26 protein-coding genes are annotated in these 20,764 nt (G+C 67.5%); 7 read left to right on the forward strand and 19 right to left on the reverse strand.

Features of this window, described 5'->3' with window-relative positions; all coding sequences use genetic code 11:
• Positions 1-37 precede the first annotated feature (37 nt).
• Positions 38-295: a hypothetical protein gene (locus tag DDE10_RS15440; protein WP_114953671.1), complete on the reverse strand. Its 258-nt coding sequence runs from the start codon at positions 293-295 to the stop codon at positions 38-40.
• A 133-nt stretch (positions 296-428) separates the two neighbouring features.
• Complete coding sequence (locus DDE10_RS15445) at positions 429-917, reverse strand: GreA/GreB family elongation factor (protein WP_114953672.1); 489 nt, start codon at positions 915-917, stop codon at positions 429-431.
• 61 nt (positions 918-978) lie between these two features.
• Between DDE10_RS15445 and DDE10_RS15450 the strand changes: the two genes are divergently transcribed.
• Positions 979-1,845 carry a hypothetical protein gene (locus tag DDE10_RS15450; RefSeq protein WP_114953673.1) on the forward strand — a complete coding sequence of 289 codons (867 nt, stop codon included), beginning with the start codon at positions 979-981 and terminating at the stop codon, positions 1,843-1,845.
• 189 nt (positions 1,846-2,034) lie between these two features.
• On the forward strand, positions 2,035-2,628 hold the full coding sequence (locus DDE10_RS15455) for a hypothetical protein (protein ID WP_162806651.1): 594 nt from the start codon (positions 2,035-2,037) through the stop codon (positions 2,626-2,628).
• A gap of 90 nt (positions 2,629-2,718) precedes the next feature.
• Here the strand turns inward: DDE10_RS15455 and DDE10_RS15460 are convergent, their stop codons facing one another.
• Both DDE10_RS15460 and DDE10_RS15465 read right to left on the reverse strand, forming a co-directional pair.
• Positions 2,719-3,156: a hypothetical protein gene (locus tag DDE10_RS15460; RefSeq protein ID WP_162806652.1), complete on the reverse strand. Its 438-nt coding sequence runs from the start codon at positions 3,154-3,156 to the stop codon at positions 2,719-2,721.
• A gap of 111 nt (positions 3,157-3,267) precedes the next feature.
• Entirely contained in the window at positions 3,268-3,573 is a 306-nt protein-coding gene (locus DDE10_RS15465; RefSeq protein ID WP_114953676.1) for a hypothetical protein, read from the reverse strand.
• 326 nt (positions 3,574-3,899) lie between these two features.
• Between DDE10_RS15465 and DDE10_RS24090 the strand changes: the two genes are divergently transcribed.
• Both DDE10_RS24090 and DDE10_RS15475 read left to right on the forward strand, forming a co-directional pair.
• Positions 3,900-4,046: an SEC-C metal-binding domain-containing protein gene (locus DDE10_RS24090; RefSeq protein ID WP_432653738.1), complete on the forward strand. Its 147-nt coding sequence runs from the start codon at positions 3,900-3,902 to the stop codon at positions 4,044-4,046.
• A gap of 572 nt (positions 4,047-4,618) precedes the next feature.
• The gene (locus DDE10_RS15475; RefSeq protein WP_114953677.1) at positions 4,619-5,803 is read left to right on the forward strand and encodes an elongation factor Tu; all 1,185 of its coding nucleotides are present in this window, start codon (positions 4,619-4,621) and stop codon (positions 5,801-5,803) included.
• Positions 5,804-5,938: 135 nt separating this feature from the next.
• On the opposite strand, the gene DDE10_RS15480 is transcribed toward DDE10_RS15475, so the two are convergent.
• From DDE10_RS15480 to DDE10_RS15540, 13 genes are all read right to left on the reverse strand, one after another.
• The gene (locus DDE10_RS15480) at positions 5,939-6,433 is read right to left on the reverse strand and encodes a GDYXXLXY domain-containing protein (RefSeq protein ID WP_114953678.1); all 495 of its coding nucleotides are present in this window, start codon (positions 6,431-6,433) and stop codon (positions 5,939-5,941) included.
• Positions 6,423-7,499, reverse strand: a complete 1,077-nt coding sequence (locus DDE10_RS15485) for a DUF4401 domain-containing protein (protein ID WP_162806653.1) — start codon at positions 7,497-7,499, stop codon at positions 6,423-6,425. Before DDE10_RS15485 ends, DDE10_RS15480 begins: the two co-directional genes overlap by 11 nt.
• Positions 7,496-8,452, reverse strand: a complete 957-nt coding sequence (locus DDE10_RS15490; RefSeq protein WP_162806654.1) for a DUF2157 domain-containing protein — start codon at positions 8,450-8,452, stop codon at positions 7,496-7,498. The genes DDE10_RS15485 and DDE10_RS15490 overlap by 4 nt, the downstream gene beginning before the upstream one ends.
• Before the next feature lie 451 nt (positions 8,453-8,903).
• Positions 8,904-9,158: a DUF2442 domain-containing protein gene (locus DDE10_RS15495; RefSeq protein WP_114953681.1), complete on the reverse strand. Its 255-nt coding sequence runs from the start codon at positions 9,156-9,158 to the stop codon at positions 8,904-8,906.
• Positions 9,159-9,238: 80 nt separating this feature from the next.
• Positions 9,239-9,379, reverse strand: coding sequence for a DUF4160 domain-containing protein (locus DDE10_RS23865; protein ID WP_284734689.1), 141 nt, complete (start codon positions 9,377-9,379; stop codon positions 9,239-9,241).
• The gene (locus tag DDE10_RS24095) at positions 9,379-9,570 is read right to left on the reverse strand and encodes a KTSC domain-containing protein (protein WP_114953682.1); all 192 of its coding nucleotides are present in this window, start codon (positions 9,568-9,570) and stop codon (positions 9,379-9,381) included. The genes DDE10_RS23865 and DDE10_RS24095 overlap by 1 nt, the downstream gene beginning before the upstream one ends.
• Before the next feature lie 3 nt (positions 9,571-9,573).
• Positions 9,574-10,626, reverse strand: coding sequence for a ribonucleotide-diphosphate reductase subunit beta (locus tag DDE10_RS15510; RefSeq protein WP_114953683.1), 1,053 nt, complete (start codon positions 10,624-10,626; stop codon positions 9,574-9,576).
• 1 nt (position 10,627) lies between these two features.
• A complete protein-coding gene (locus tag DDE10_RS15515; protein ID WP_114953684.1) occupies positions 10,628-11,050 on the reverse strand; it encodes an endonuclease domain-containing protein in 423 nt (140 codons plus the stop codon).
• An 81-nt stretch (positions 11,051-11,131) separates the two neighbouring features.
• Complete coding sequence (locus tag DDE10_RS15520) at positions 11,132-11,437, reverse strand: hypothetical protein (RefSeq protein WP_114953685.1); 306 nt, start codon at positions 11,435-11,437, stop codon at positions 11,132-11,134.
• Positions 11,434-11,676 carry a hypothetical protein gene (locus DDE10_RS15525; RefSeq protein ID WP_114953686.1) on the reverse strand — a complete coding sequence of 81 codons (243 nt, stop codon included), beginning with the start codon at positions 11,674-11,676 and terminating at the stop codon, positions 11,434-11,436. Before DDE10_RS15525 ends, DDE10_RS15520 begins: the two co-directional genes overlap by 4 nt.
• Before the next feature lie 207 nt (positions 11,677-11,883).
• A complete protein-coding gene (locus tag DDE10_RS15530; RefSeq protein WP_114953687.1) occupies positions 11,884-13,791 on the reverse strand; it encodes a ribonucleoside-diphosphate reductase subunit alpha in 1,908 nt (635 codons plus the stop codon).
• A gap of 383 nt (positions 13,792-14,174) precedes the next feature.
• Positions 14,175-14,639: a hypothetical protein gene (locus DDE10_RS15535; protein ID WP_114953688.1), complete on the reverse strand. Its 465-nt coding sequence runs from the start codon at positions 14,637-14,639 to the stop codon at positions 14,175-14,177.
• Between the two features lie 44 nt (positions 14,640-14,683).
• Positions 14,684-15,205 carry a winged helix-turn-helix transcriptional regulator gene (locus DDE10_RS15540; protein WP_114953689.1) on the reverse strand — a complete coding sequence of 174 codons (522 nt, stop codon included), beginning with the start codon at positions 15,203-15,205 and terminating at the stop codon, positions 14,684-14,686.
• A gap of 86 nt (positions 15,206-15,291) precedes the next feature.
• Here DDE10_RS15540 and DDE10_RS15545 point away from each other — a divergent pair, with 86 nt between their 5' ends.
• The 3 genes from DDE10_RS15545 to DDE10_RS15555 all read left to right on the forward strand — a co-directional run bounded on the left by DDE10_RS15545 (position 15,292) and on the right by DDE10_RS15555 (position 17,403).
• Positions 15,292-15,972: a dihydrofolate reductase family protein gene (locus DDE10_RS15545; protein WP_114953690.1), complete on the forward strand. Its 681-nt coding sequence runs from the start codon at positions 15,292-15,294 to the stop codon at positions 15,970-15,972.
• A gap of 38 nt (positions 15,973-16,010) precedes the next feature.
• The gene (locus tag DDE10_RS15550) at positions 16,011-16,637 is read left to right on the forward strand and encodes a glutathione S-transferase family protein (protein WP_114953713.1); all 627 of its coding nucleotides are present in this window, start codon (positions 16,011-16,013) and stop codon (positions 16,635-16,637) included.
• 82 nt (positions 16,638-16,719) lie between these two features.
• Positions 16,720-17,403, forward strand: coding sequence for a hypothetical protein (locus DDE10_RS15555; protein ID WP_284734691.1), 684 nt, complete (start codon positions 16,720-16,722; stop codon positions 17,401-17,403).
• A gap of 178 nt (positions 17,404-17,581) precedes the next feature.
• On the opposite strand, the gene DDE10_RS15560 is transcribed toward DDE10_RS15555, so the two are convergent.
• Together DDE10_RS15560 and DDE10_RS15565 are read right to left on the reverse strand one after the other, a co-directional pair.
• Positions 17,582-17,764, reverse strand: a complete 183-nt coding sequence (locus DDE10_RS15560) for a hypothetical protein (RefSeq protein ID WP_114953691.1) — start codon at positions 17,762-17,764, stop codon at positions 17,582-17,584.
• Between the two features lie 86 nt (positions 17,765-17,850).
• On the reverse strand, positions 17,851-20,764 hold a 2,914-nt coding region (locus DDE10_RS15565), incomplete at its 5' end, for a M10 family metallopeptidase C-terminal domain-containing protein (RefSeq protein WP_284734692.1).

The following is a 20,764-nucleotide window of genomic DNA, read 5'->3' on the forward strand; positions in this document are numbered from 1 at the left end:
CCACAGGGGCGCCCGTCGCAGCCGGCAAAGCTGCCGATCACATATTGTTGGCGAGCGATCCGTTCTCGGCGGCGTCGCCCATATTGTCGGCCGCCTCGCGCACGTTGTCGGCCTGATTCTCCAGGGAATCCTCGGCGGCCTCGGTGGTGGCGTTATCGGCCTGCTCCTCGAGCATGTCGGCCTGGTTCTCTGCGGCGGCCTCGATATTGTCCTCGGCCCGTTCGCCGGCGGAGTTGTTGCATGCGGCGAGCGCGAGCAGACCGGCCGCAGCGGCCGAATAAGCCAGAACTTTCATGGAATTCCCCTTTTCTACCCTCAAGAATGGGGCGCTGTGGCCAAGCCCTAGCGCCCCGGACGGTGGCGTGACTCATCCGTCCAGATGCTCATAACGCAATAATTTGGATCAAGTTCCATGCGTTCCAGCGACGTTATGAATTCGGCTCGTCCGGAATCGGTGCGACGGCGACGATCTCGATCTCCTCGACGCCGGCGGCACCGGGCAGCTCGATGAACTCGCCGGGCTCCGCCGCCTCGATCGCGCGGGCGAGCGGCGAGGTCCAGGCGACCCGCCCCTGCGCCGGCTCCGCCTCGTCCTCGCCGACCAGGTCGACTTGCTGCTCGCGGCCGCTGCGCCGCAAGGTCACCCGAAGGCCGAATCCGGCCGCCGTCGGCGCGGGGCCCGGCTGCTGCAGCTGGGCGGTGGCGCGCCGGGTGGTCCAGTAGCGCAGATCGCGCTGCAGCAGCGCTCCCGCCGCCGCATCCGGGGCTTGGGCCAGTGCCGCCTCGAGCCGGGCGATCTCGGCCTCGATCAGGCGAGCGCCGCGCGGTGTGACCCGGTTCGGCGCCTGGCTCACCGTCCGCTCGAGCGGCGGGGGCGGCGGCGCGTCGCTCTCGTCCTTGACGAATGCCCGACTCATGTCATTCCTTTCATGTCCGTAACGCACGCGCGGCGTGCGGGATGCAGGCGGGGGACGGGCGATGACGCGCAACACCGGACTTGTGATCCTCAGCTGGAGCTGGATCGTGCTCCTCGGCGCCTATCTGATCTGGGGCGCGGTCAACGAAAGCGGCCTCTATGCCTGGCTGGCCCAGCAGCAGGTCGAGCGCTTCGGCGGCTATTACCCAAAGGCGACCGTGATCTTTCCCTGGCTGATCCTTGGCGGGCCCGCCTGGTGGCTGGTCCGCCGCCGTGCCGCCGAGTCGGAGGCCGCGCTCGCCGCGCAGGGGCCGGCGGCACAGGCGCAGCGCTCCGCGCGGGTCGCGCGCACCATGCTGCTCGCCGGCCTCGTCAGCCTCGCGGTGGCGGCCGGGGCGTGGATGTATTCGCAGCGGCTGCCCGATGGCGCCGAGCCGGCCGTGGCTTTCGACGCCTCCACTCTCGGCACCGGCGAGGTGCCCGCGGGGCCGGTCCGCATCCGCGGCAGCGTCGATCCCGATGCCGGCACGGTCCTCACCGAACAGGGCTTGGGCACCGACGATGCCATCGTTTATGCCGGCTTCCGTCCCGACGGCACCGCCAAGGACGCGCCGCACGTCCTGTTCGTCCGCCGCCGGGCCGGATCGAGCGCCGACGCCGCCACCGCCCAGGCCTTCCTTCCCGACCAGGAAGGCTATCTGACCGAGAACGGCCTGCCGCCGCTGGCTCGCGAGGATCTGGAGAGCCGGGGCGTCCGTATCGCCGACCCCTATTATGTGCTCGGATCGCAGGAGATGACCGGCCGCGAGACATGGTACGTCGTCGTCGGCGTCGCCGGCTTCTTCGGCTTCGTCGCTCTGCTCGTCGGCCTGATCGGTTCCGTCCAGGCCCGCGGAAAGCGGCGCCGCGCGGAGGCGATCGGCGGGTAGCGCGCGCGAAGCTCGCGGCTCGTCCGCGGCGGCCCGTCGCGCACGCAAGGCGGGCTGCGCGCTCGGTCTTGAATCCTCCCCGGGTCTCGATAATTTTTGCGAGCCGTCCTTGTCGGGCGGCGGGCCGAGGAGCGTCATCCTTCCCGGCGCCCTCCCGCCCTCATGTGCAACCAGAGCGGAGGAAAGTTCATGCGTCTCACAGGCAAAGCCGTCCTCGCCGGCCTGGCGTCGATCGCCCTCGGCGGAGCGGCGGCCGCGGCCGGCACCGAGCCGCGCTACAACATCATGATCGTCGCGCTGCCGAACGGCGGCACCGCGACCATCCATCATACCGGTGACGTGCCGCCGCGGATCGCGTTTGGCGCGGTGGCCGCTCGGGCCATGCCGCCACCGATCGGCGCGTGGCGCGGCATGGATCCGCCGCCGTTCGCCACGTTCGATCGGATCGTCGCGGCGATGGAGGCGCGCGCTGCGGCCATGCTGCGGATGGCGACGCTGGCCGCGCAGGCGCCGCAGGCTGTCGGCCCCCGGCTCGATCTCGTCTCCGGACCGGCGCTGCCACGAGGCATGGCAGGCTATCGCCTCGTGTCCCAGGTGGCCAGCGACGGCGCCTGCACGCGCAGCGTCACGGTCGCCAGCGAAGGCGCCGGCAAGAAGCCCAAGGTCTTCACGCAGACCAGCGGCGACTGCGCCGCGCCGAAAGCTGCCGCCGGAGCGGCGGACGAGAAGCCGGCCGCGCCGGCCCCGGAAACGCGCGACCGCGACGCGCTGCGCACCATCTGAGCAAAGGAAGGGTCGGCGAGCCTGCCGGCCCTTCCTCGTCATGGCTGGCGGGTCTCGCCTCCCAGTCAGGGAGGCGAGGGGCCCTCGATTCTATTCCGCCTGGCCGGCGATGATCTGGATATGGGTCTCTTCACCGGCGCGGCTCGCGGTGATGTGGAGGCTCTGGCCGTTGCGGTCGGCGGTGAGCATGGCGGTGTCGCCCATCGTCATGTTGGCGCTCACCGAATAGCCGGCGCGCTGCGCCGCCTCGTTGTAGAAGCGCATCACCTCGGCCGGCGGCGCGGCGGTGGAGAGGCCGACGATCGTTCCCGCCTGGCCCGCTTCCATTCCTTGGACGGAGACGCTGGTCTGCGCCTGCGACCCCGGAAAGGCCGGGATGCCTTCGGGCAGGTTGGCGGCAGCGCTGCCGTCGGCGCGCACCTTCACCTCGCCCTCCGGCATCTCGATGGTGACCTGATTGCCGTCGCGATCGCCGCCGCCACAGGCTGCCAGCGCGAGCATGGCGGCGGCCGGTCCGTATCTTCTCATCCTTCCCTCCCCGATCCAAGGCGGCCGCGGCCGCCCAACGCCTCCATGGAACGCGGGAAGGAAAGTGGCAAATGGCGGCGGCCGCCGGACGGGCCGGCGGCCGCCCGGTTCCTACCAGCCGTAACCGCGGCGCGGATAACGATCGTAGCGGTTGTAACGGTCGTAGCGCCCGTAATGGCGCCGGTCGCGGCGATCATCCCAGCGTGCGCGGCTGATCTCGCGGCGGCACTCGCGCATCTCGCGGCGATATTCGCGGCGGCTGTCGGCGCGCCTGAGCTCGCGGCGGCATTCGCGCACCTCCTGGCGGACGTCGCGGTCGTAATGGCCATAGCCGCGGCCATGATATTGCGCCGAGGCGGCGGTGGCCGGGAGGATGGTCGCTGCGGCCACGGCGGCGGCGGCAATAAGCATACGCATGTTCAGTCTCCTGCTCCTGCCCGTTTGCCACGCGGGGGGTCGGGAATCGGGCATCGTTCCTATGCGCCATAACGGCTGAACCGCCAGCGACGGTCCATTCATCGGGGGTGCAGGTCCGTCACCGCGGCGCGTCATCGACGGATTTACCTTCCGCCATCCTTGCGCTAGTCGCGCCGGCCCACCTGCAGCAGCGAAGAGGAGATTGGTCATGAAGCGCATCGATCAGGACGATCTCCCCTGCTTTCGAGGTCACGTCCAAACGGCGTAAGGGCTACCCGTCGGAGACGCGGGTCAAGCGCGGCCTGCGCTTCGTCCGCGGCGGAGAGATCGAGCTCGTCGAGAAGCTCGGCCGCAACGATCCCTGCCCTTGCGGTTCGGGCCGGAGCTTTCAAGCGCTGCTGCCTCGCCTCCGGCCGGTTTCGACGGCGCGGAGCGCAGTGATTATTGGCGCGACTGATCCCGCACGCCCATGACGTCAGAATGGATCCGCCCTTGAAATGATCGAGGAGCGGCATTAGGTGCGCGGCTTCCAAGAAGGGTGCTAGTCATGGATCGGCTGAACGAGGCAATGGACCAGATCGTCGCGGCAACTATGTCGTGCGAACGCTCGTCCTCTTCATCCGCGATCTAGATCCGCCCCTTCTTTCGGGGAGGCGTCGGCCTCCCTTGTGTCCCAGGACCCTGGATGGCCGAGGCCTTCCAGGGTTTTTTCATGGGCGCGAGCGCGCCAGACGTGACGGGAGCAACCACATGCCCGGTACTTCGATGAATGAGCTTGCGGTTCCCGCGCGTGCCGATGCCGTGCGTGCGGCCGATTCATCCCTGTCTTCCGCCTGACGCTTCCGCGCATTTGCCCGGAGGCGTCCCGACGGACTCTTCGGCCTGGACTCTCTCCAGCCCGCCGGGTCCGCCCGGCGGGCTTTGTTTTTGGGCCGCCCGGTCTTCCCGCGCCGCCCGCACCGAAATTGGCGCGCCAATGCCAATGGCCGATCGGACGGGCCCGGCCAGCCCGGCCCGATCGGCGCCTCAAAGTGGAGTGAGTGAAATGAGCCTGAAGACCCACGTCAATGTCGGCACGATCGGCCATGTCGATCACGGCAAGACCACCCTGACCTCGGCGATCAGCCTCGTCCAGGCGGCGCGGCTGGGCGGCAAGGGCCTGTTGTTCGAGCAGATCGACAAGGCGCCGGAGGAGCAGGCGCGCGGGATCACGATCAACACCGCGCACGTGGCCTATGAATCGGAGGGGCGCCATTACGCCCACATCGATTGCCCGGGCCATGCCGACTATGTGAAGAACATGATCACCGGCGCGTCGCAGATGGACGGCGCGATCCTGCTCGTCGACGCCACCCAGGGCGCCGCCCGGCAGACGATCGAGCATGTCCTGCTCGCGCGGCAGGTCGGCGTTCGCCACATGGTAGTGTTCGTCAACAAGACGGACATGCTCGATCCCGCCGATCGCGACGACATGCTGGCGCTCATCGAGCTGGAGACGAGCGAGCTCCTGGCCGCCCACGGCTATGAGGGTTCGCCTTTCGTCTTCGGCAGCGCGCTTCGTGCCGTCGAGGCCGTCCAGCGCGGCGATCTGGAGGACAAGGACGTCCGCTCGATCGGGGCACTGATCGAGGCAATGGACCGTCATATCCCGGATCCGGCCCGGGACTATGACGGGCCGTTCCTGATGCCGATCGAGGGCGTCCACACCATCCCGGGCCGCGGCACGGTCGTCACCGGCCGGGTCGAGCGCGGCACGGTCAAGGTGGGCGATGCCGTCGAGATCGTCGGGCTGGACCAGGAAGGCCAGGTGGTCGTCACCGGCACCCAGGCCTTCCACGAGGACGTGCCTCAGGCGCGCGCCGGCATGAATGTCGGCCTGCTGCTGCGCGGCCTCAAGCGCGATGATGTCGAGCGCGGCCAGGTGCTGAGCGCGCCCGGGGCGATCCGGGCGCGGCGGAGCGGCCGGGCCCAGCTGTTCGTCCTGACGAAGGAGGAGGGCGGACGGCACACGCCGTTCGGCGGCGGCTATGCGCCCCAGTTCTTCTTCGGCGCGACGAACGTCACCGGCACGATCCGCCTCGACGAGGGCGGGCTCGTCTCGCCCGGCGAACGGGCCGAGATCGGTTTCGATCTCGACCGCCCGGTCGGCATCGAGCCGGGCGTCCGCTTCGCCCTTCGCGAAGGCGGCCGCACGGTCGGTGCCGGAATGGTGACCGCGGTCGAAGACTGAGGCGGTCCGCCGACGCTCCCGGTCCCGGGGAGAGATTCCCCGGGGCCGGGAGATGTCCGGCCACATTCCCCGTTCGGGCTGAGCCTGTCGAAGCCCTTGCCTTTGGACAGCAGAGCTCCCTTTTCGTGAGCCGCCTCAGTCCGCAGGCCCCAGCCTGCGCAATTGGGCGTCGCGAAGCCCGGTGAGAATCGTCTCGCCGTCAGCGCCGACCCGGAACTCGCCGAAGGCCGCGCGCTCGTACGACTCCGCCTGTCCCTCCTCGAAGAAGAAGGCATTGGTGGCGAGCCGGGGGCGGCCGTCGCGGATCCGGAAGCGCAAGGCGATTTCGTTCGGGGCGAGCGGCCGGCCGTCGGCGACGCGCCGGAACTGGCCGACCCTTCGCTGGTCGAGCGCGACGACGAGACGGCCGTCCCGCAGCGGCTCGCCGGTCCGCGAGCCGAAGGCCTGGTCGGCGGCCTCGAATTCGAGCCGCATATAGTCGCCCTGCATCAGCGAGCGTGGGTCGACCGGCGCCAGCCTGAGCAGGACGACCTCGCCTTCGCTCAGCAGCCGCTCGCGCTGCCAGATTCCGTAATTGACGAAGGCCAGCACCGCGAGGCCGGCGGCGATCGCGACCGCCTTACGCAGCATCGGCCGCCTCCTTCGCTTGTGCGGGCGTACCGCGCCGCAGCATCCAGCAGGCGGCGAGCAGGACCAGCCCGGTCACCGCGAGCAGCCCCGATTTCTCGAGCAGGGTGAGGTGCAGGCTGTAGTAGAAATGGGCGACGAAGCCGAGCAGGCTCAGAACGCCGAGCGCGATCAGCAGCCGGGTGCCGGCGGCGAAGCCGAGCAGCAGGATGAGCAAAGCCGAGGCGAGGCCGGGCATGGCGAGCGACACCAGCCCGAGCAGGATCGCGGCCGCGGCGGCGGCGAGACCCTCTCGGCTCTGAGGAGCGATGTCGGCGCGGCGGACGAGGTCGATGGCCGCCCAGAGCAGCACCAAGGCGGTCAGGCCACGGCCGATCAACGGCCCATTGAGCGCGATCCAGGTCGGCGCGTCGCCGGAGGGGCCGAACCATTCGCGGCCGCCGAGCAGCCGGAAGGTCTCGACGAGCAGCAGGGCGACGACGAGGCCGTAGCCGATGGGCCGCCATAGTTGGCCGTCGACGGCCCAGCGCTTCGGCTCGAGCCACACGAAGGCCAGGCCGGCGCAGAGGAAGGGCGCGGCGAAGCCGTGCAGCGACAGCTGGTCGATCGCCAGCGAAAGCGCGATGGCGGCGCCGGCGCTGGTCAGGACCCGGTGGAGGAACTGGGGGACGATCAGGGCGAGCGCGATCTGGGTGGCGGCGACGGCGAGATAGAGGGCGGCACCGTCGGGCTCGAGGAAATCGGCGAGGCCGATGATCATCATGACCTGCCCGGCGAGGCTGATGGCGAGGCCGAATTGCTCGACGAAATCCTGATCCTCGAAGGCCCGGAGGAGGAGGAAGGCGGCGCCGCAGCAGGCGGCGCCGACGACGAGCGCCGCGGCGCCATTGTCCATGACGAAGGCGAAGGCCGCGCCGACGAACAGGAGCAGGAAGATCGCACCGATCCAGCCGGCGATGCCGAGCATCACCCGGACGAACCAGGGTGAGGCGCTGCGGTCGGGCTCCGGCCGCTCGCCGGTGACGAGGCCCTCGGCCTGGAGCCGGTCCCAGAGCTCGGCGGCGCTCACGCCGGAACCGCGCGCGCGACCGATCGCAGCCACATCCCGCCGGCCGCCGAAAGGCCGATCACCACCAGCCCGACGAACAGGAATTCGATCGGGCCTTCCTCGATGACGCGCACCACCAGATAGGTCACCACCGCGATGATCAGGCTCAGCACGCCCGCGGCGAGCATGAACAGATCGGGGCGCCGGAGCCGGTACCAGCCGTAAAGGGCGCCGAGCCAGGCGAGATAGGCGAGCACGCCGAGCGGATCGCCGCCGCCGTCATCGTCGCTGCCGGCGATCGTCCAGACGATCAGGGCCGTCGCCATGCCCGCGCTCGCCATCGCCACCAGCCGCGGCGGCCAGGAATCGCGCAGCCAGGCCAGGCCGGCGCGATGGCCGATCTCCCAGGCTAAGAGCGCCAAGGCGTTGAGCGCGAACAGCGCCCAGATCGAGGGGCGGGTCTCGAAACCGGTCTGGAAATAGAGCCAGATGGTCAGGTTGATGAGGCCGAGCCAGAACAGCCAGAGCGGGCTGAACCGGCCGACCAGTACCCAGGGCAGGATCAGCAAGGCCCACCAGCCGAACAATTCGTAGGTATCGGCGCCGGTCTGGTAGGTCTGCCCGGCCAGCGCGAGCAGGGCCCCGGCGAGCAGGCTGAGCAGCACCAGCATTGCCTTGCCGGCCGCCCGCTCGAGCCCGAGCCACCACAGGCCGCCGAGCCCGGCGACGATCGCCGCCTCGACCAGGCCGAACTTGGCGAAGCGGCCGAGATCCTCCCAGTTGAACGCGAAGAAGAAGATGACGGCGAAGGCGAGCGCGAGGGTGCCGAGCCAGAGGGTGAGCTGGGTGAGGAAGGCACGCCAGTCGGCCCGGCCGGGCGCCACCCCCGCCGCCCGAAGCAGCGCCGCCTCGCGCCCTGGCACGACGCGGCCGGCGTCGAACCAGTCCAGGACAAAGCTTCGATACCGGCTCATTTCCGCTCCCCCCGGGGCAGGCTTGGCCGGTGGGATACCAGCTATCGTACGGCGCGGCCATGGGCGGGGGAGAATGGTTGGGGGCGACGAGGGGCCGCTCTTTGAACCGACCTCCATTCGGAGTGTTCAAATCCGACTCCGCTCCGCCTGGTCGCCCCCACCTCCGTTCGGGCTGAGCCTGTCGAAGCCCTCCCCTTCTTGCTCGCGAGAGGCGAAATGCTCGTTGGCCCATAGGTGAAACGAACGCGTTTATTCTCCGGCGATGTCCAGCCATTGGAAGCCCTCCGGGTCGGTGGCCGTGGCCTGTGGATCGCCGACATCGACACGCCGGAAGTCCGCGGCGCCCAGAATTGCAGCGGAATTCATTTGGGTGGAAGTCGGGGTGCAATCCGCCCGACGCTCCTACGAACGACCGCTATCCAAGAATCATCCTATGACGGCCGACCAGCCGTCATGCGGCCTTGGCCGGGGCCCTGGTGAGGTCGCCTAGCCCACTGAGCAGTCCATTGATCGATACATCTTCACCGAGGTCCGCCCAATGAAGGCCGGCCGCACTGATCCGCACCTGATGCCGCTGGGCCGGCGTTGCATGGAGAAGGCGCGGGAACCAGGCCAGCGGGACGCCCAAGGTGCGGCCGTCGTCCAGGTCGACCCACAGGCTGTGGTCGTCGAAGCGGACTTCGCGTGCTCTAACCGAAATGTTCATGCCAGGCCCCGTCAATCTCGCTACGGCGCTCGCCCACAATGATGGCGATCTGCGCGAGCGTCTTTGCCCTGAAGCCGAAATTATAGGCCTGCGAGATCGTCGGATGAAGCCAGAATTTGGTCTCCCGCCTTCTCGACGTGCACGTGGATTGGTTCGAGTGGCGACCCTTCGTTCGAGTAGAAGAAGAATCGAAAGCCCTGCCGGCGAAAAACGGTTGGCATCAGCCGTAACGGTCGCGGACGTACTGGTTGAAGTAGCGTCCTTTGGACGGGGCAGCGAGAAGGCCAGAATAAACGGAGACAGGGACGCCGCGAAAGCTGCAGCAACCCGTCTCCTTGAACCAGATATCCAGACGCCGGCTATCCTCGTCATACTCTACGCGATGCATGGCCCAGGAGGGGACCGACGGCATTCCCTACTCCGCCGCCACCCCCGCCTGCGTGAACATGTCCGCCTCGCCGGCGCCCTCCGGCAGGTCGTTCGCCGCCTTGGCCTTCTGGCGGCGGTCGAAATTGTCCCACACTTCGTTCCAGCTCCCGCGGGTCGCGGCCTTGCTGTACTCGGTCGCGCGGGTCTCGAAGAAGTTGGCGTGCTCGACGCCGTTGAGGAGCGGCGCCAGCCAGGGGAGGGGATGCTCGTCGATCATGTAGATCGGCTGGAAGCCCAATTGCCCCAGCCGCCAGTCGGCGATGTAGCGGATATATTTCTTGATCTCCTTGGGGGTCATGCCCGGCACCGGCCCCATCTCGAAGGCGAGATCGATGAACGCGTCCTCGAGCCTGACGGTGCGCTGGCAGATGTCCATGATGTCCTCGCGCACCGACTTGGTCAGGCAGTCGCGCTCCTTGACGAAGGCGTGGAACAGCCGGGTGATGCCTTCGCAATGGAGGCTCTCGTCGCGCACGCTCCAGCTGACGATCTGGCCCATGCCCTTCATCTTGTTGAAGCGCGGGAAGTTCATCAGCATCGCGAAGCTGGCGAAGAGCTGCAGCCCCTCGGTGAAGCCGCCGAACATGGCGAGCGTGCGGGCGATGTCCTCGTCGCTGTCGACGCCGAAGGTGGCGAGATAATCGTGCTTGTCCTTCATCTCCTTATACTGAAGGAACATGCTGTACTCGCTCTCCGGCATGCCGATCGTGTCGAGCAGGTGCGAGTAAGCGGCGATGTGCACCGTCTCCATGTTGGAGAAGGCGGTCAGCATCATCTTGACCTCGGTCGGCTTGAACACGCGGCCATATTTGTCGTGGTAGCAATCCTGCACCTCGACGTCGGCCTGGGTGAAGAAGCGGAAGATCTGGGTGAGCAGGTTGCGCTCATGCTCGGTCAGCTTCTGCGCCCAGTCGCGGCAATCCTCGCCGAGCGGTACCTCCTCCGGCATCCAGTGGATCTGCTGCTGGCGCTTCCAGAACTCGAAAGCCCAGGGATATTCGAACGGCTTGTACTGCTTGCGGGCTTCGAGAAGAGGCATCTTAAAACTCCTTATTCCCCTCTCCCACCGGGAGAGGGAGGGGCCCGCGCTGCGCAGCAGCGTGGGAGGGTGAGGGTGACAGGTTGGCGCCGATCTCGGTCAGGACGCCATCGAGATTCTCCAGAACCTCGTTGTTCCAGAAGCGCCGAACCCGATAGCCCCGCTCACTCAGGAACGTGGTGCGGCGCGTGTCATATTCCACCGCCTCGGCATGCTGGCTGCCGTCGACCTCGACGATCAACTTCGAGGAGAAGCTGAGAAAGTCGATGAAATAGGGACCGAACGGGACCTGGCGGCGGAACTTCGCGCCCGGGAAATTGGTGCGGAGCGCGCGGCGCAATATCTTCTCCGCTGCGGTCTCGTTGCGACGGAGCTCGCGGGCACGGCTGACGGTGCCGGAAGGCTGAAGGGCGTAATTATGCATGGGTGGTCGTCCTCACCCTCCCAAGCCTTCGGCTTGGGCCCCTCCCTCTCCTGGAAGGAGAGGGGTAGCGGGCGCCCCCCCTCACGACTCCCGCACCCTCACCACGCGGTCGCGATAGACGATGTGGCTCTTGCGGGCGCCGACGCCGAAGACGACGATTCCGAGGAAATAGCCGAAATCGTACCAGCCGCCATTATTGGGGACGGCGTAGATGGCAACCTCGTCCATGAACAGGGACAGGAGCCATGCCACCGGGAAGATGAAGCCGTGCCACAGGCCGAACAGGAAGCCGGGCGCTTCCGGCGCGATCCCGCTGGACGCCTGGTTGGCGCAGCCGGCGGCGAGCGCGGCGAGGCCGAAGGCGGCGGCGAGGCGGGCGCGGCTCATGGCGCGAGATCGACCAGAACGACATCGCCGGCCGGGGTGAGCGCGAGCAAGGCGAAGCCGGCCGCGGCGGCGAAGGCATAGAGCGACGCGCGCCGCGAGGTGCGGGCGCGGGCATAGCCGGGCGTCCCCCGGCCATGGCCGGCATGGCGCTGGGCGCCGCCGAGGAAGGCGAGCGCCACCGCCGCGTCGATCGCCGCCATGGCGAGCAGGACATGCGCGAGCGTGATCGTCGAGGGCATGGCTGCCTCCTCAGCGGTGCAGCCGGCGGGGCCGGCGGGCGCGCCGCGCCTCGCCGCCCCGCCGGGCCCCCGCCCGGAGCTGCAGCCCTTCGTGATGCCCCCAGGAGGCGTCACTCCTGCGCAGGCAGGGGTCGAAGCCGAGTCCGCCGCGTCCGCTTGGGGCCGCCGCTTGGGCCCCTGCTTTCGCAGGGGCGACGAGTGGAGTCGTCACTGGCACGCCAGGCATTCGTCATAGTCCGTCGTCTGCAGCGGGATCGCCTTCAGCGCGGGCGTGTTGTCCGCCTCGACGCCGCCGGCGAAGCCGGCCCGCTGCACGCTCTTCGAGCGCAGATAATAAAGCGATTTGATGCCCAGCTCCCAGGCCCGGTAGTGGAGCATCAGCAGGTCCCATTTGTCGACGTCGGCCGGGATGAACAGGTTCAGCGACTGGGCCTGGTCGATATAGGGCGTGCGGTCGGCGGCGAGCTCGAGCAGCCAGCGCTGGTCGATCTCGAAGCTGGTCTTGAACACGTCCTTCTCGTCGGGCGTCAGGAAATCGAGATGCTGGACCGATCCGCCGCGCTCGAGGATCGTCGACCAGATCCCCTCGCTGTTCTTCGACTTCTCCTTCAGCACCGCCTCGAGATGCGGATTGCGGATCGAGAAGGAGCCCGACAGCGTCTTGTGGGTGTAGATATTGCCCGGGATCGGCTCGATGCAGGCCGAGGTGCCGCCGGCGATGATGCTGATCGACGCGGTCGGCGCGATCGCCATCTTGCACGAGAAGCGCTCCATTGCGCCGCGCTCGGCGGCGTCGGGGCAGGGGCCGCGCTCCTTGGCGAGCATCATCGACGCCTCGTCCACCTGGGCGCGGATGTGGCGGAAGATCTTGAGGTTCCAGGACTTGGCCATGGCCCCCTCGAACGGGATCGAACGCGCCTGCAGGAAGGAATGGAAGCCCATCACGCCCAGGCCGACGCTGCGCTCGCGCTCCGCGCTGTACTTGGCCCGCGCCATCTCGTCGGGCGCGCGGTCGATATAGTCGGTCAGCACGTTGTCGAGGAAGCGCATGACGTCCTCGATGAACATCTTGTCGCCGTTCCACTGGTCCCAGGTCTCGAGATTGAGGCTCGAGAGGCAGCAGACGGCGGTGCGCTCGTTGCCGAGATGGTCGGTCCCGGTCGGCAGCGTGATCTCCGAGCACAGGTTCGAGGTCGACACCTTGAGGCCGAGCTCGCGGTGATGCTTGGGCATCGACCGGTTCACCTGATCGATGAAGATGATGTAGGGCTCGCCGGTCGCCAGCCGGGTCTCGACCAGCTTCTGGAAGAGGGCGCGGGCGTCGACCGTGCCGCGCTCCGATCCGTCCTTCGGGCTCTGCAGCATCCATTCGCTGCCGTCGCGCACCGCCTCCATGAACGCGTCGGAGACGAGTACGCCGTGATGGAGATTGAGCGCCTTGCGGTTGAAGTCGCCCGAGGGCTTCCGGATCTCGAGGAATTCCTCGATCTCGGGATGCGAGATGTCGAGATAGCAGGCGGCCGAGCCGCGCCGCAGCGAGCCCTGGCTGATCGCCAGAGTGAGCGAATCCATCACCCGGACGAACGGGATGATGCCGCTGGTCTTGCCGTTGAGGCCGACCGCCTCGCCGATGCCGCGGACATTGCCCCAATAGGTGCCGATGCCGCCGCCGCGCGCCGCCAGCCAGACATTCTCGTTCCAGGTGCCGACAATGCCCTCGAGGCTGTCATTGACCGAATTGAGGTAGCAGGAAATGGGCAGGCCGCGGCCGGTGCCGCCGTTCGACAATACCGGCGTCGCCGGCATGAACCACAATTTCGAGATATAGTCGTAGAGCCGCTGGGCATGGCCGGCATCGTCGGCATAGGCGCAGGCGACGCGGGCGAACAGGTCCTGATAGGTCTCGCCGGGCAGCAGATAGCGGTCGCGCAGCGTGTCCTTGCCGAACTCGGTCAGCAGCGAATCGCGACCATGGTCGAGCTCGACCTTGTAGGCGCGGGGCTGGATCGACTTCGAATCGGCCGGGGCCGCCTTCGCGGCCTTCGCCTTGGGCGCATCCATGGTCGTGAGGGTCACGTCGCTCGCGCTCACTTCGCTGCTGCCGGACAGGTCCATACTCTACCCCTTGTTCTCAAAACGTTCCAGTGGCCATAGGGCCATCCTACGCGCTTCGGAAGGGGAGCGGGGGCCTAATTCGGGCTTGTCCCCGATATCCACAAGGACGAGCGGTCCCGCTCGATGCCGATATAGGCATCGATGGGCGCTGCCACAAGCTCTAGCGGCTCCCCCTGAGAAGCGCCACTACCCATTGTGCCCAAACGCGAGTTCGACACAAGAGGGTAAATGCCCGTTCACCGACTCGTTTCGTCGCATCGGCAGTTTCGCAGAGGCTGGTACGCGGGCGTAATGATCCCCGGTCGAGTGCTTCGCCGGAGGTCAATCCCGCAAAAGCGGAAATTCCAGCCGCCCTGTCGCAACCTCCCGATTGAGGCGCGACTCTAAGTCGTGCCGCGCCGCGTCAGCCTGTCCATTCCCTTGCGCAGTCGCCTCCACGGCTCCTCGGCCGCCACTCGGATCGGGGCGAAACTGATGGAGACCGTGATGAGCAGGAACAGGAAGACGCCCCATTCGTCGGACGAGCGCGGCTGCCAAGCCTCGTCAACCGTCGCCAGGATGCAAAGGCCGACCAAAACGAGGCTCAGCGCCACGAGCGCCCCGAACAGCCGCGCGCGGGTCCATAGAAGCACTTGCTCCAGTTCGGCTCTGGAGCCGAGCTTTTCGACCTTCGGTCCGACCGGGCCGACGAACGAGAGCAGCATGCCGAGCTGGGCCATGAGATCCCCGCCGCCGCCCGGCGATCGGAGCTCGCTGGCGACCCCCAGCACGGCCAGGAGGAGCGCCACGACCGGCAGCATCCAGAGGCGCCAAGCGGGATGGCCGCTCATTTCAGCATCGAGGCTCATTTTGCATCCTCCGACGATGCCCGTTCCAGGCACCAAGCCGCAAATTATCGTGTTGTTTCACGCGAGTCTCGCGCGCTCTCGGCGACCGTCGCCACCGCTTCCTCATAGGCCGCCTGCAATTGCGCCAGCACGCTCGGCCCCTTCGCCGGCGCCCCGAGATGAAGGGTCCGCAGCTCGTCCATGAACGCGTCCCACAGCGGCGGGCCGCCTTGCTCCAGCAATTCCTGGCGCACCGAAAGCTCGCGCCCCGCCGGCATGTGGCGCCGGCCCCAGGCGCCCATCGCGACGAGCAGCGGCAGGAGCTGGATCGCCTTCTCGGTGAGGCTGTAGATCTGTTTCTGCTTGTGCGCCGGGTCGTCGGCACGGGTGAGCAGGCCCGCCTCGACGAGGCGCTTCAGCCGGTCGGCGAGAATGTTCGAGGCGATGCCCTCGATCGAGTTCGCCTGCAGCTCGCGGAAATGGCGGAAGCGGCCGAACATGATGTCGCGGACGACGATCAGGCTCCAGCGGTCGCCGAGCGCCTCCAGGGTCAGGTTGATCGGACATTCCGACCGCGGCGCCGACATGCATGTCTCCTCGAACCGCTTGCAAGATAGGAGCGGTTGATCTAACCGACAACCGATTGCAAGATGCAAGCAGAAAGGAAGCCGCCATGTCCCGCGTCCGCGTCGCCGCCTTCAGTGTCTCGCTCGACGGCTATGGCGCCGGCCCGGACCAGAGCGAGAGCCAGCCGCTCGGCGCCGGCGGCGAATCGCTGCACGAATGGATGTTCCCGACCCGGACCTTCCAGCGCCTGTACGGCGACAAGGAAGGGACGACCGGGATCGACGACCAGTTCGCGGTGCGCAGCTTCGACAATGTCGGCGCCTGGATCCTCGGCCGCAACATGTTCGGGCCGGTGCGCGGGCCCTGGCCCGACGAGCGCTGGCGCGGCTGGTGGGGCGAGGAGCCGCCTTATCACGTCCCGGTCTTCGTCCTCACCCATCATGAGCGGCCGCCGCTGGAGATGAAGGGCGGAACGGTCTTCCACTTCGTCACCGGCGGTATCCGCGCCGCGCTCGATCTGGCGCGCGACGCAGCCGCGGGGCGCGACGTTCGGATCGGCGGCGGCGCCGCCACCATCCGACAATATCTGGAGGCGCGGCTGATCGACGACCTGCACCTCGCCGTCTCCCCCGTCCTGCTCGGCCGCGGCGAGCCGCTCTTCGCCGGGCTCGATCTGCCCGCGCTCGGCTATGCGCCGACCGAGCATGTCGCGAGCGACAAGGCGCTGCACGTCCTCATCGAGCGGCGGCAGGGCGGAGCCGCCTTGCCTGCCGACGATCTAGCCTAGAATCTTTCCCTTGCCGAAAGCCGGAGACCGCCATGCCCCTGACCCTCCATGCCCACCCGCTCTCCTCATATTGCTGGAAGGTGCTCATCCCCCTCTACGAGAACGGCACGCCGTTCGACTTCCGCCAGGTCGGGCCGATGGACGAGATCGCAGCCTTGTGGCCGATCGCCAAGATGCCGGTGCTGGAGGATGACGGCCGGGTCGTCGCCGAGTCGAGCATCATCATCGAATATCTCGACCTTCACCATCCGGGCCACGTCCGCTTCGTCCCGGCCGAGCCCGAGGCGGCGCTCGAGACGCGGATGCTCGATCGGGTGTTCGACTCTTATGTGATGACCCCGTTGCAGCGCATCGTCGGCAACCGGATCCGGCCGGCCGACCGGCGCGATCCGCTCGCCGGGGAGGAGTCCCGATCGCTGCTCGACAGGAGCTATGCCTGGCTGGAGACGAAGCTGGCGGACCGCCGCTGGGCCGCCGGCGATGATTTCGGCCTCGCCGACTGCGCCGCCGCGCCCTCGCTCCATTATGCCGAGAAGGTCCATCCGCGGGGCGACCGCTTTCCCGCCCTCGACGCCTATGTCGGGCGGCTGCGGGCCCGGCCCTCCTTCGCCCGCGTGCTGGAGGAGGCGGCGCCCTACGCCCACATGTTCCCCGAAGGCGACTGAAGGACTACGTCCCCTCGCCGCACGCTTGAGCCTACGCAGATCGTGTGTATGATAACGATCATACACTACCCGGCGAGGCGGCATGCGGAAGACGGAAACGGGCGCGCCGCGCAGGTGGCGCCGGATCGCCAGCTGGGCGGCCTCGCTCGCGGTCGGCTTCTACGTGCTGCTGACGGCGGCGCCGGAGCTGCTCGCCTGGCCGCATGTCGCCCAGCACGGCCGCACCCGCATCTATTCGAACGCGCCAGTCCCGCCGGAGATCGACCGGGTGCTGGCACGGACCGACGCCCTGCTCTCGCGCAGCCCGATCGACCGGCCCGATCTCGAGCGGCGCCTGTTCCTCACCGACGGCGGCTGGCGCTGGTCGCTGCTCGCGCCCGGTCATGGCGGCGCCTTCGCCCTGCGCCGGCCGTGGCGCGACGCCGTGATCGTCAACCGGAGCGACATCGCCGGCGACCGGGTCGAGAATGGCGCCGCCATCGGCGGCCGCCGTACTCTATCCGGCATCCTCGCCCACGAGCTCACCCATGTCCTCATCGGCCATCGCTATGGCGAGCTGCGCGCCGCCTTCTTCGCATCCTGGCTGGTCGAGGGCTATGCCGACCATGTTGCCCAGGAGAGCTCGCTCAGCGACGCGGATTATCGCCGGCTGCGCGCCGACGGCTCCGATCATCCCGCGCTGGATTATTATGAGGGGCGCCGCCAGGTGGCGCTGCTGCTCGCCCGCAGCGGCGGCAATCCCGACGCCCTGTTCGGCGGAGACTGAACCTGGAAGTATCGGGGCCGGCATCCCCCTGCGGGAGAATGCCGGCCCCGCCCTCGATACGCGACGGGAGGGCTCATAAGGCACAAGATACCGGAAGCGGGATACGCAGCGCCCGGCTCGAGGCCGCCTCTGCTCCGATTCGATTGAGCCGATGCTGAATGGGTCGGTTAGGCGCCGTTCAGGGTTGGCGCCGCCGCGCGAGCGACTGCCGCTCGCGCCGGGCGATCTCGGCCAGCGGATGATCTGGATGGCGCGCGATGAACAGGTCGTAGGCCGCCACGGTGCCCGAATCGCGCGCCGCCTCCAGCTCCTGCCGGATCGCGACATTGCCGTCGCGGGCGCGGGGCAGGTCCTCAGCCATGGCGGGTGGTGCTCTTGTCGGCCCAGCCACCGCGGCCAAAGCGAGCGCGCAGGCAAAAGCGCGCCGGGTACGACTCGGCCACTGCGTCACAGGACGAAAAGATAGTCGTAAATCGATGGCTCTCCGTTGTAGCCCCATTGGGCAATGACGTGGAGGTCGGCCACCTTGTCGCCGTCGACGTCTCCGTAGATGTCGATCCGATCACCGGTCGTTTCCCATCTGAGCTCGCCCGCTTTGCCCGAGAAGGCATTCGTCTCGATTAACGTAAAAGCCTCGTTGGCGGACGTGCGCGCAACCGCATCGATCCGGCTGAAATCGAGATAATCGAGTTGATAATCGGTGATGACGTCCGCTGCACCGACCGGGCTGTCCTTGACGGAGCTCCAGACGAAGCGATCGTTCATGCCGTTTCCAGTGAAGCGGTTGGCCGCCTCATTGGCGATAAAGGTGTCTTGGCCCGCGCCGCCGATGGCATTCTCGATGAGCGAGCGCTTGTCGCCGTTGAAAAGCAGCGCATTGGCAATGTTGCCAGGCGCGTCCCTCCCGTCGCCCAGATCGGCCAGCTGCATGGGGTGTGTCTTGACCCATTGGCCGGGCCGCAGGTCGATCACATTATCGCTCAGATAGTCGGAAAAATCGTAGGTGTCGGTCCCGCCGCCGTCCCACACGGTCATGAAAATGCGGTTCGCGCCGGGCGTCCATTGCACTTTGCCGTCGATCATGAAGGCGCCGTCGCTCTGGCTCCAGCTATAGGTTGTGTTCCCCGAATTGTAGCTGAAGTCCGCGCCGTACATTCGCTGCAGCGCGGCGATGTCTAGCATCATGTAGGTCTGGGCATATCCCCACGTCTCGTTCGTGTAGCCGCCTGTTTCGTCGACCGGGGCGCCGCCATAGCTGCGGTAGCTCATTACCGTATAGGCGAGCAGATCCCGCCCGGCCGAAACCGCCGGTATCTCGTGCGGGTGCTTGAGCCCAAGCGCATGGCCGGCCTCGTGCAGGAAGGCTGTCCATTCGTAATTGCCGACTACGGGATCGGCATAGTCCGTCCGGTTGTACCAGCTGTCGCCGCCCATGCCGGGTCCCGGATAGATGGCATAGGCCGTCTCCGGCAGATTGCTGAGAGCGAAGCGGAGATCGGCCAACCCCGGATTGGCTGCCTGGCCGAAGGAGAGGTTGGTGAAGTTCGACACCTGGCCGAGGGCCGTCCGCACCGCCCCTTGCTGCTGCCCGCTTAAGGCCGCCATGCCCGCGGAAATCTCCTCGGCCCAATCGCCGTCCGCATATTGGCTGCCGCTCGTCGTGAACCCGTAGGTCAGTCGAGAGGCGCTCCAGCGATAGCCGCTCAGCATCGCCTGGATATCCTCTTCGAGCAGCTCGGCAGGCGTGGCCGGCGGGCCGACGCTGACGTTCAGCTGATAGGATCCGGAGGTACGGTCGGTTCCGCCTGAAAAGGCCTCGATCGAGAAATAATAGGTGCCGGACTCGGGCGCGCGGAAGCGCAGAAAGGGATCGGTATTATGTCCGTATTCGGGATGGGGGTCCGATCCGGCATCGAGCGAGCCGGGGTCGTCATTCTCGGCGAGTAGTGTGGCTGCCGCGCTGTAGACCTTTACCAGGGCGTCGAGATCTCCGCCGCTGAAGTCCACGTCGAGAATCAGCAGCTCGCCTTCCTGCAGGAAGATCGAAAAGAAGTCCTTATCGCTCGGTCTCCCGATGTCGCCGAGAATCGTCGCGGAAGGCAGGTCGTCGTTCGCCAGGTTGGGATTGGTGCTGGGGCCGAGGTACTGGCGGTAGATGGATTGGGCGGAACCCGTATCATCGTTCGCCTCAAAGTCGTAGAGACGCCGGGTTGGAACGGTCTCGCCGACATCCGTCACATTGATGGTGACGTTGCGGGACGAGGCTGCCGGCCCGGAGTCGCGCGCCTCGACCGTCAGCGAATAGGTGGTGCGGGTCTCATAGTCCGCGGGCGCCCGCAACCTGACGGCGCCCGCGGCATCGATGGTGAACAAAGCGGCATCCGCACCGGTGAGCGCGTAGCTGATCGCATCGCCGTCGGCGTCGGTCGCGCTCGCCTGATAGACGATCGTCGAGGCGTCGCTATTCTCCGCGATCGTGGCGCTCGTGCCGGAGGAGAAGACGGGCGCATTGTTGGCCGGTCCGGAGACGAGGAAGTCGGCCGCCGACATGTCCAGGTTCGGCGCCAGGGTGGCGAACTTCACCGCGGCGGCGCCGCCGGCGCCGTCCGCATCATAATAGAGGGTTCCGGTGGAGCGATCGTGGAGGATGCGGTCATCCCGGTCGGCCGCCGTCGACCCGATCCGGAAGGCATGCGATCCCAGGACTCCCGAGGCGAGCGCCGCGAAGGCCTGTCCGGAGCTGCCGCCGAGGACGATCCGGTCCTCGACCGGGCTGAAGTCCTCGATATGGGCAACCTTGCTTGACCCGAGCGCGGCGGTGAACTGGAAGCTGTCTCCACCGCCGCCGCCGCGCAGCAGGTCTTCGCCGCCGCCGCCGTTCAGGACGTTGGCCGCCTCATTGCCGATGATCTTGTTGGCGAGAGCGTTGCCGGTCGCGTTGATCGGATTCCACCCTGTAAGGGTAAGATTCTCCAGCTCCTGCCCCTCGAGGCTGAAGTTCGCGGAGCTCTTCACCGTGTCGAAGCCTTCGCCCGCGGCCTCGATCGCCCGGTCCCCGGAATCGTCGACGACATAGACGTCGTTGCCGAGGCCGCCTTGCATGAAGTCGGCGCCGCCTCGACCGTCCAGGACGTTGTTGCCCTTGTTGCCGACGATCTTGTTGGCGAGATCGTTGCCGGTGCCGTTGATCGCCTCGCGTCCGGTGAGGTAGAGATTCTCGACATGGGCTCCGAGCGAGTAGCTGATCGAGCTCTTCACCCGGTCGACGCCTTCGTTGGCGAGCTCGGTCACCTGGTCGTCGACATGGTCGACCACATAGGTGTCGTTGCCGAACCCGCCCGACATCCGGTCCGCGCCGGCG

This window comes from Sphingosinicella terrae (assembly GCF_003347635.1).
Classification (GTDB): domain Bacteria; phylum Pseudomonadota; class Alphaproteobacteria; order Sphingomonadales; family Sphingomonadaceae; genus Allosphingosinicella; species Allosphingosinicella terrae.

Bases quoted from the DNA above. Each gene is read 5' to 3' on its own strand.
- DDE10_RS15545 (WP_114953690.1), top strand. From the start codon at position 15,292: ATGTCCCGCGTCCGCGTCGCCGCCTTCAGTGTCTCGCTCGACGGCTAT.
- DDE10_RS15530 (WP_114953687.1), bottom strand. From the start codon at position 13,791: ATGGACCTGTCCGGCAGCAGCGAAGTGAGCGCGAGCGACGTGACCCTC.
- DDE10_RS15450 (WP_114953673.1), top strand. From the start codon at position 979: ATGACGCGCAACACCGGACTTGTGATCCTCAGCTGGAGCTGGATCGTG.
- DDE10_RS24095 (WP_114953682.1), bottom strand. From the start codon at position 9,570: ATGCCGTCGGTCCCCTCCTGGGCCATGCATCGCGTAGAGTATGACGAG.
- DDE10_RS15560 (WP_114953691.1), bottom strand. From the start codon at position 17,764: ATGGCTGAGGACCTGCCCCGCGCCCGCGACGGCAATGTCGCGATCCGG.
- DDE10_RS15525 (WP_114953686.1), bottom strand. From the start codon at position 11,676: ATGCCCTCGACGATCACGCTCGCGCATGTCCTGCTCGCCATGGCGGCG.
- DDE10_RS15515 (WP_114953684.1), bottom strand. From the start codon at position 11,050: ATGCATAATTACGCCCTTCAGCCTTCCGGCACCGTCAGCCGTGCCCGC.
- DDE10_RS15510 (WP_114953683.1), bottom strand. From the start codon at position 10,626: ATGCCTCTTCTCGAAGCCCGCAAGCAGTACAAGCCGTTCGAATATCCC.
- DDE10_RS15445 (WP_114953672.1), bottom strand. From the start codon at position 917: ATGAGTCGGGCATTCGTCAAGGACGAGAGCGACGCGCCGCCGCCCCCG.
- DDE10_RS15460 (WP_162806652.1), bottom strand. From the start codon at position 3,156: ATGAGAAGATACGGACCGGCCGCCGCCATGCTCGCGCTGGCAGCCTGT.
- DDE10_RS23865 (WP_284734689.1), bottom strand. From the start codon at position 9,379: ATGCCAACCGTTTTTCGCCGGCAGGGCTTTCGATTCTTCTTCTACTCG.
- DDE10_RS15490 (WP_162806654.1), bottom strand. From the start codon at position 8,452: ATGAGCCGGTATCGAAGCTTTGTCCTGGACTGGTTCGACGCCGGCCGC.
- DDE10_RS15495 (WP_114953681.1), bottom strand. From the start codon at position 9,158: ATGAACATTTCGGTTAGAGCACGCGAAGTCCGCTTCGACGACCACAGC.
- DDE10_RS15480 (WP_114953678.1), bottom strand. From the start codon at position 6,433: ATGCTGCGTAAGGCGGTCGCGATCGCCGCCGGCCTCGCGGTGCTGGCC.
- DDE10_RS15455 (WP_162806651.1), top strand. From the start codon at position 2,035: ATGCGTCTCACAGGCAAAGCCGTCCTCGCCGGCCTGGCGTCGATCGCC.
- DDE10_RS15475 (WP_114953677.1), top strand. From the start codon at position 4,619: ATGAGCCTGAAGACCCACGTCAATGTCGGCACGATCGGCCATGTCGAT.
- DDE10_RS15535 (WP_114953688.1), bottom strand. From the start codon at position 14,639: ATGAGCCTCGATGCTGAAATGAGCGGCCATCCCGCTTGGCGCCTCTGG.
- DDE10_RS15465 (WP_114953676.1), bottom strand. From the start codon at position 3,573: ATGCGTATGCTTATTGCCGCCGCCGCCGTGGCCGCAGCGACCATCCTC.
- DDE10_RS15520 (WP_114953685.1), bottom strand. From the start codon at position 11,437: ATGAGCCGCGCCCGCCTCGCCGCCGCCTTCGGCCTCGCCGCGCTCGCC.
- DDE10_RS15440 (WP_114953671.1), bottom strand. From the start codon at position 295: ATGAAAGTTCTGGCTTATTCGGCCGCTGCGGCCGGTCTGCTCGCGCTC.
- DDE10_RS15555 (WP_284734691.1), top strand. From the start codon at position 16,720: ATGCGGAAGACGGAAACGGGCGCGCCGCGCAGGTGGCGCCGGATCGCC.
- DDE10_RS15540 (WP_114953689.1), bottom strand. From the start codon at position 15,205: ATGTCGGCGCCGCGGTCGGAATGTCCGATCAACCTGACCCTGGAGGCG.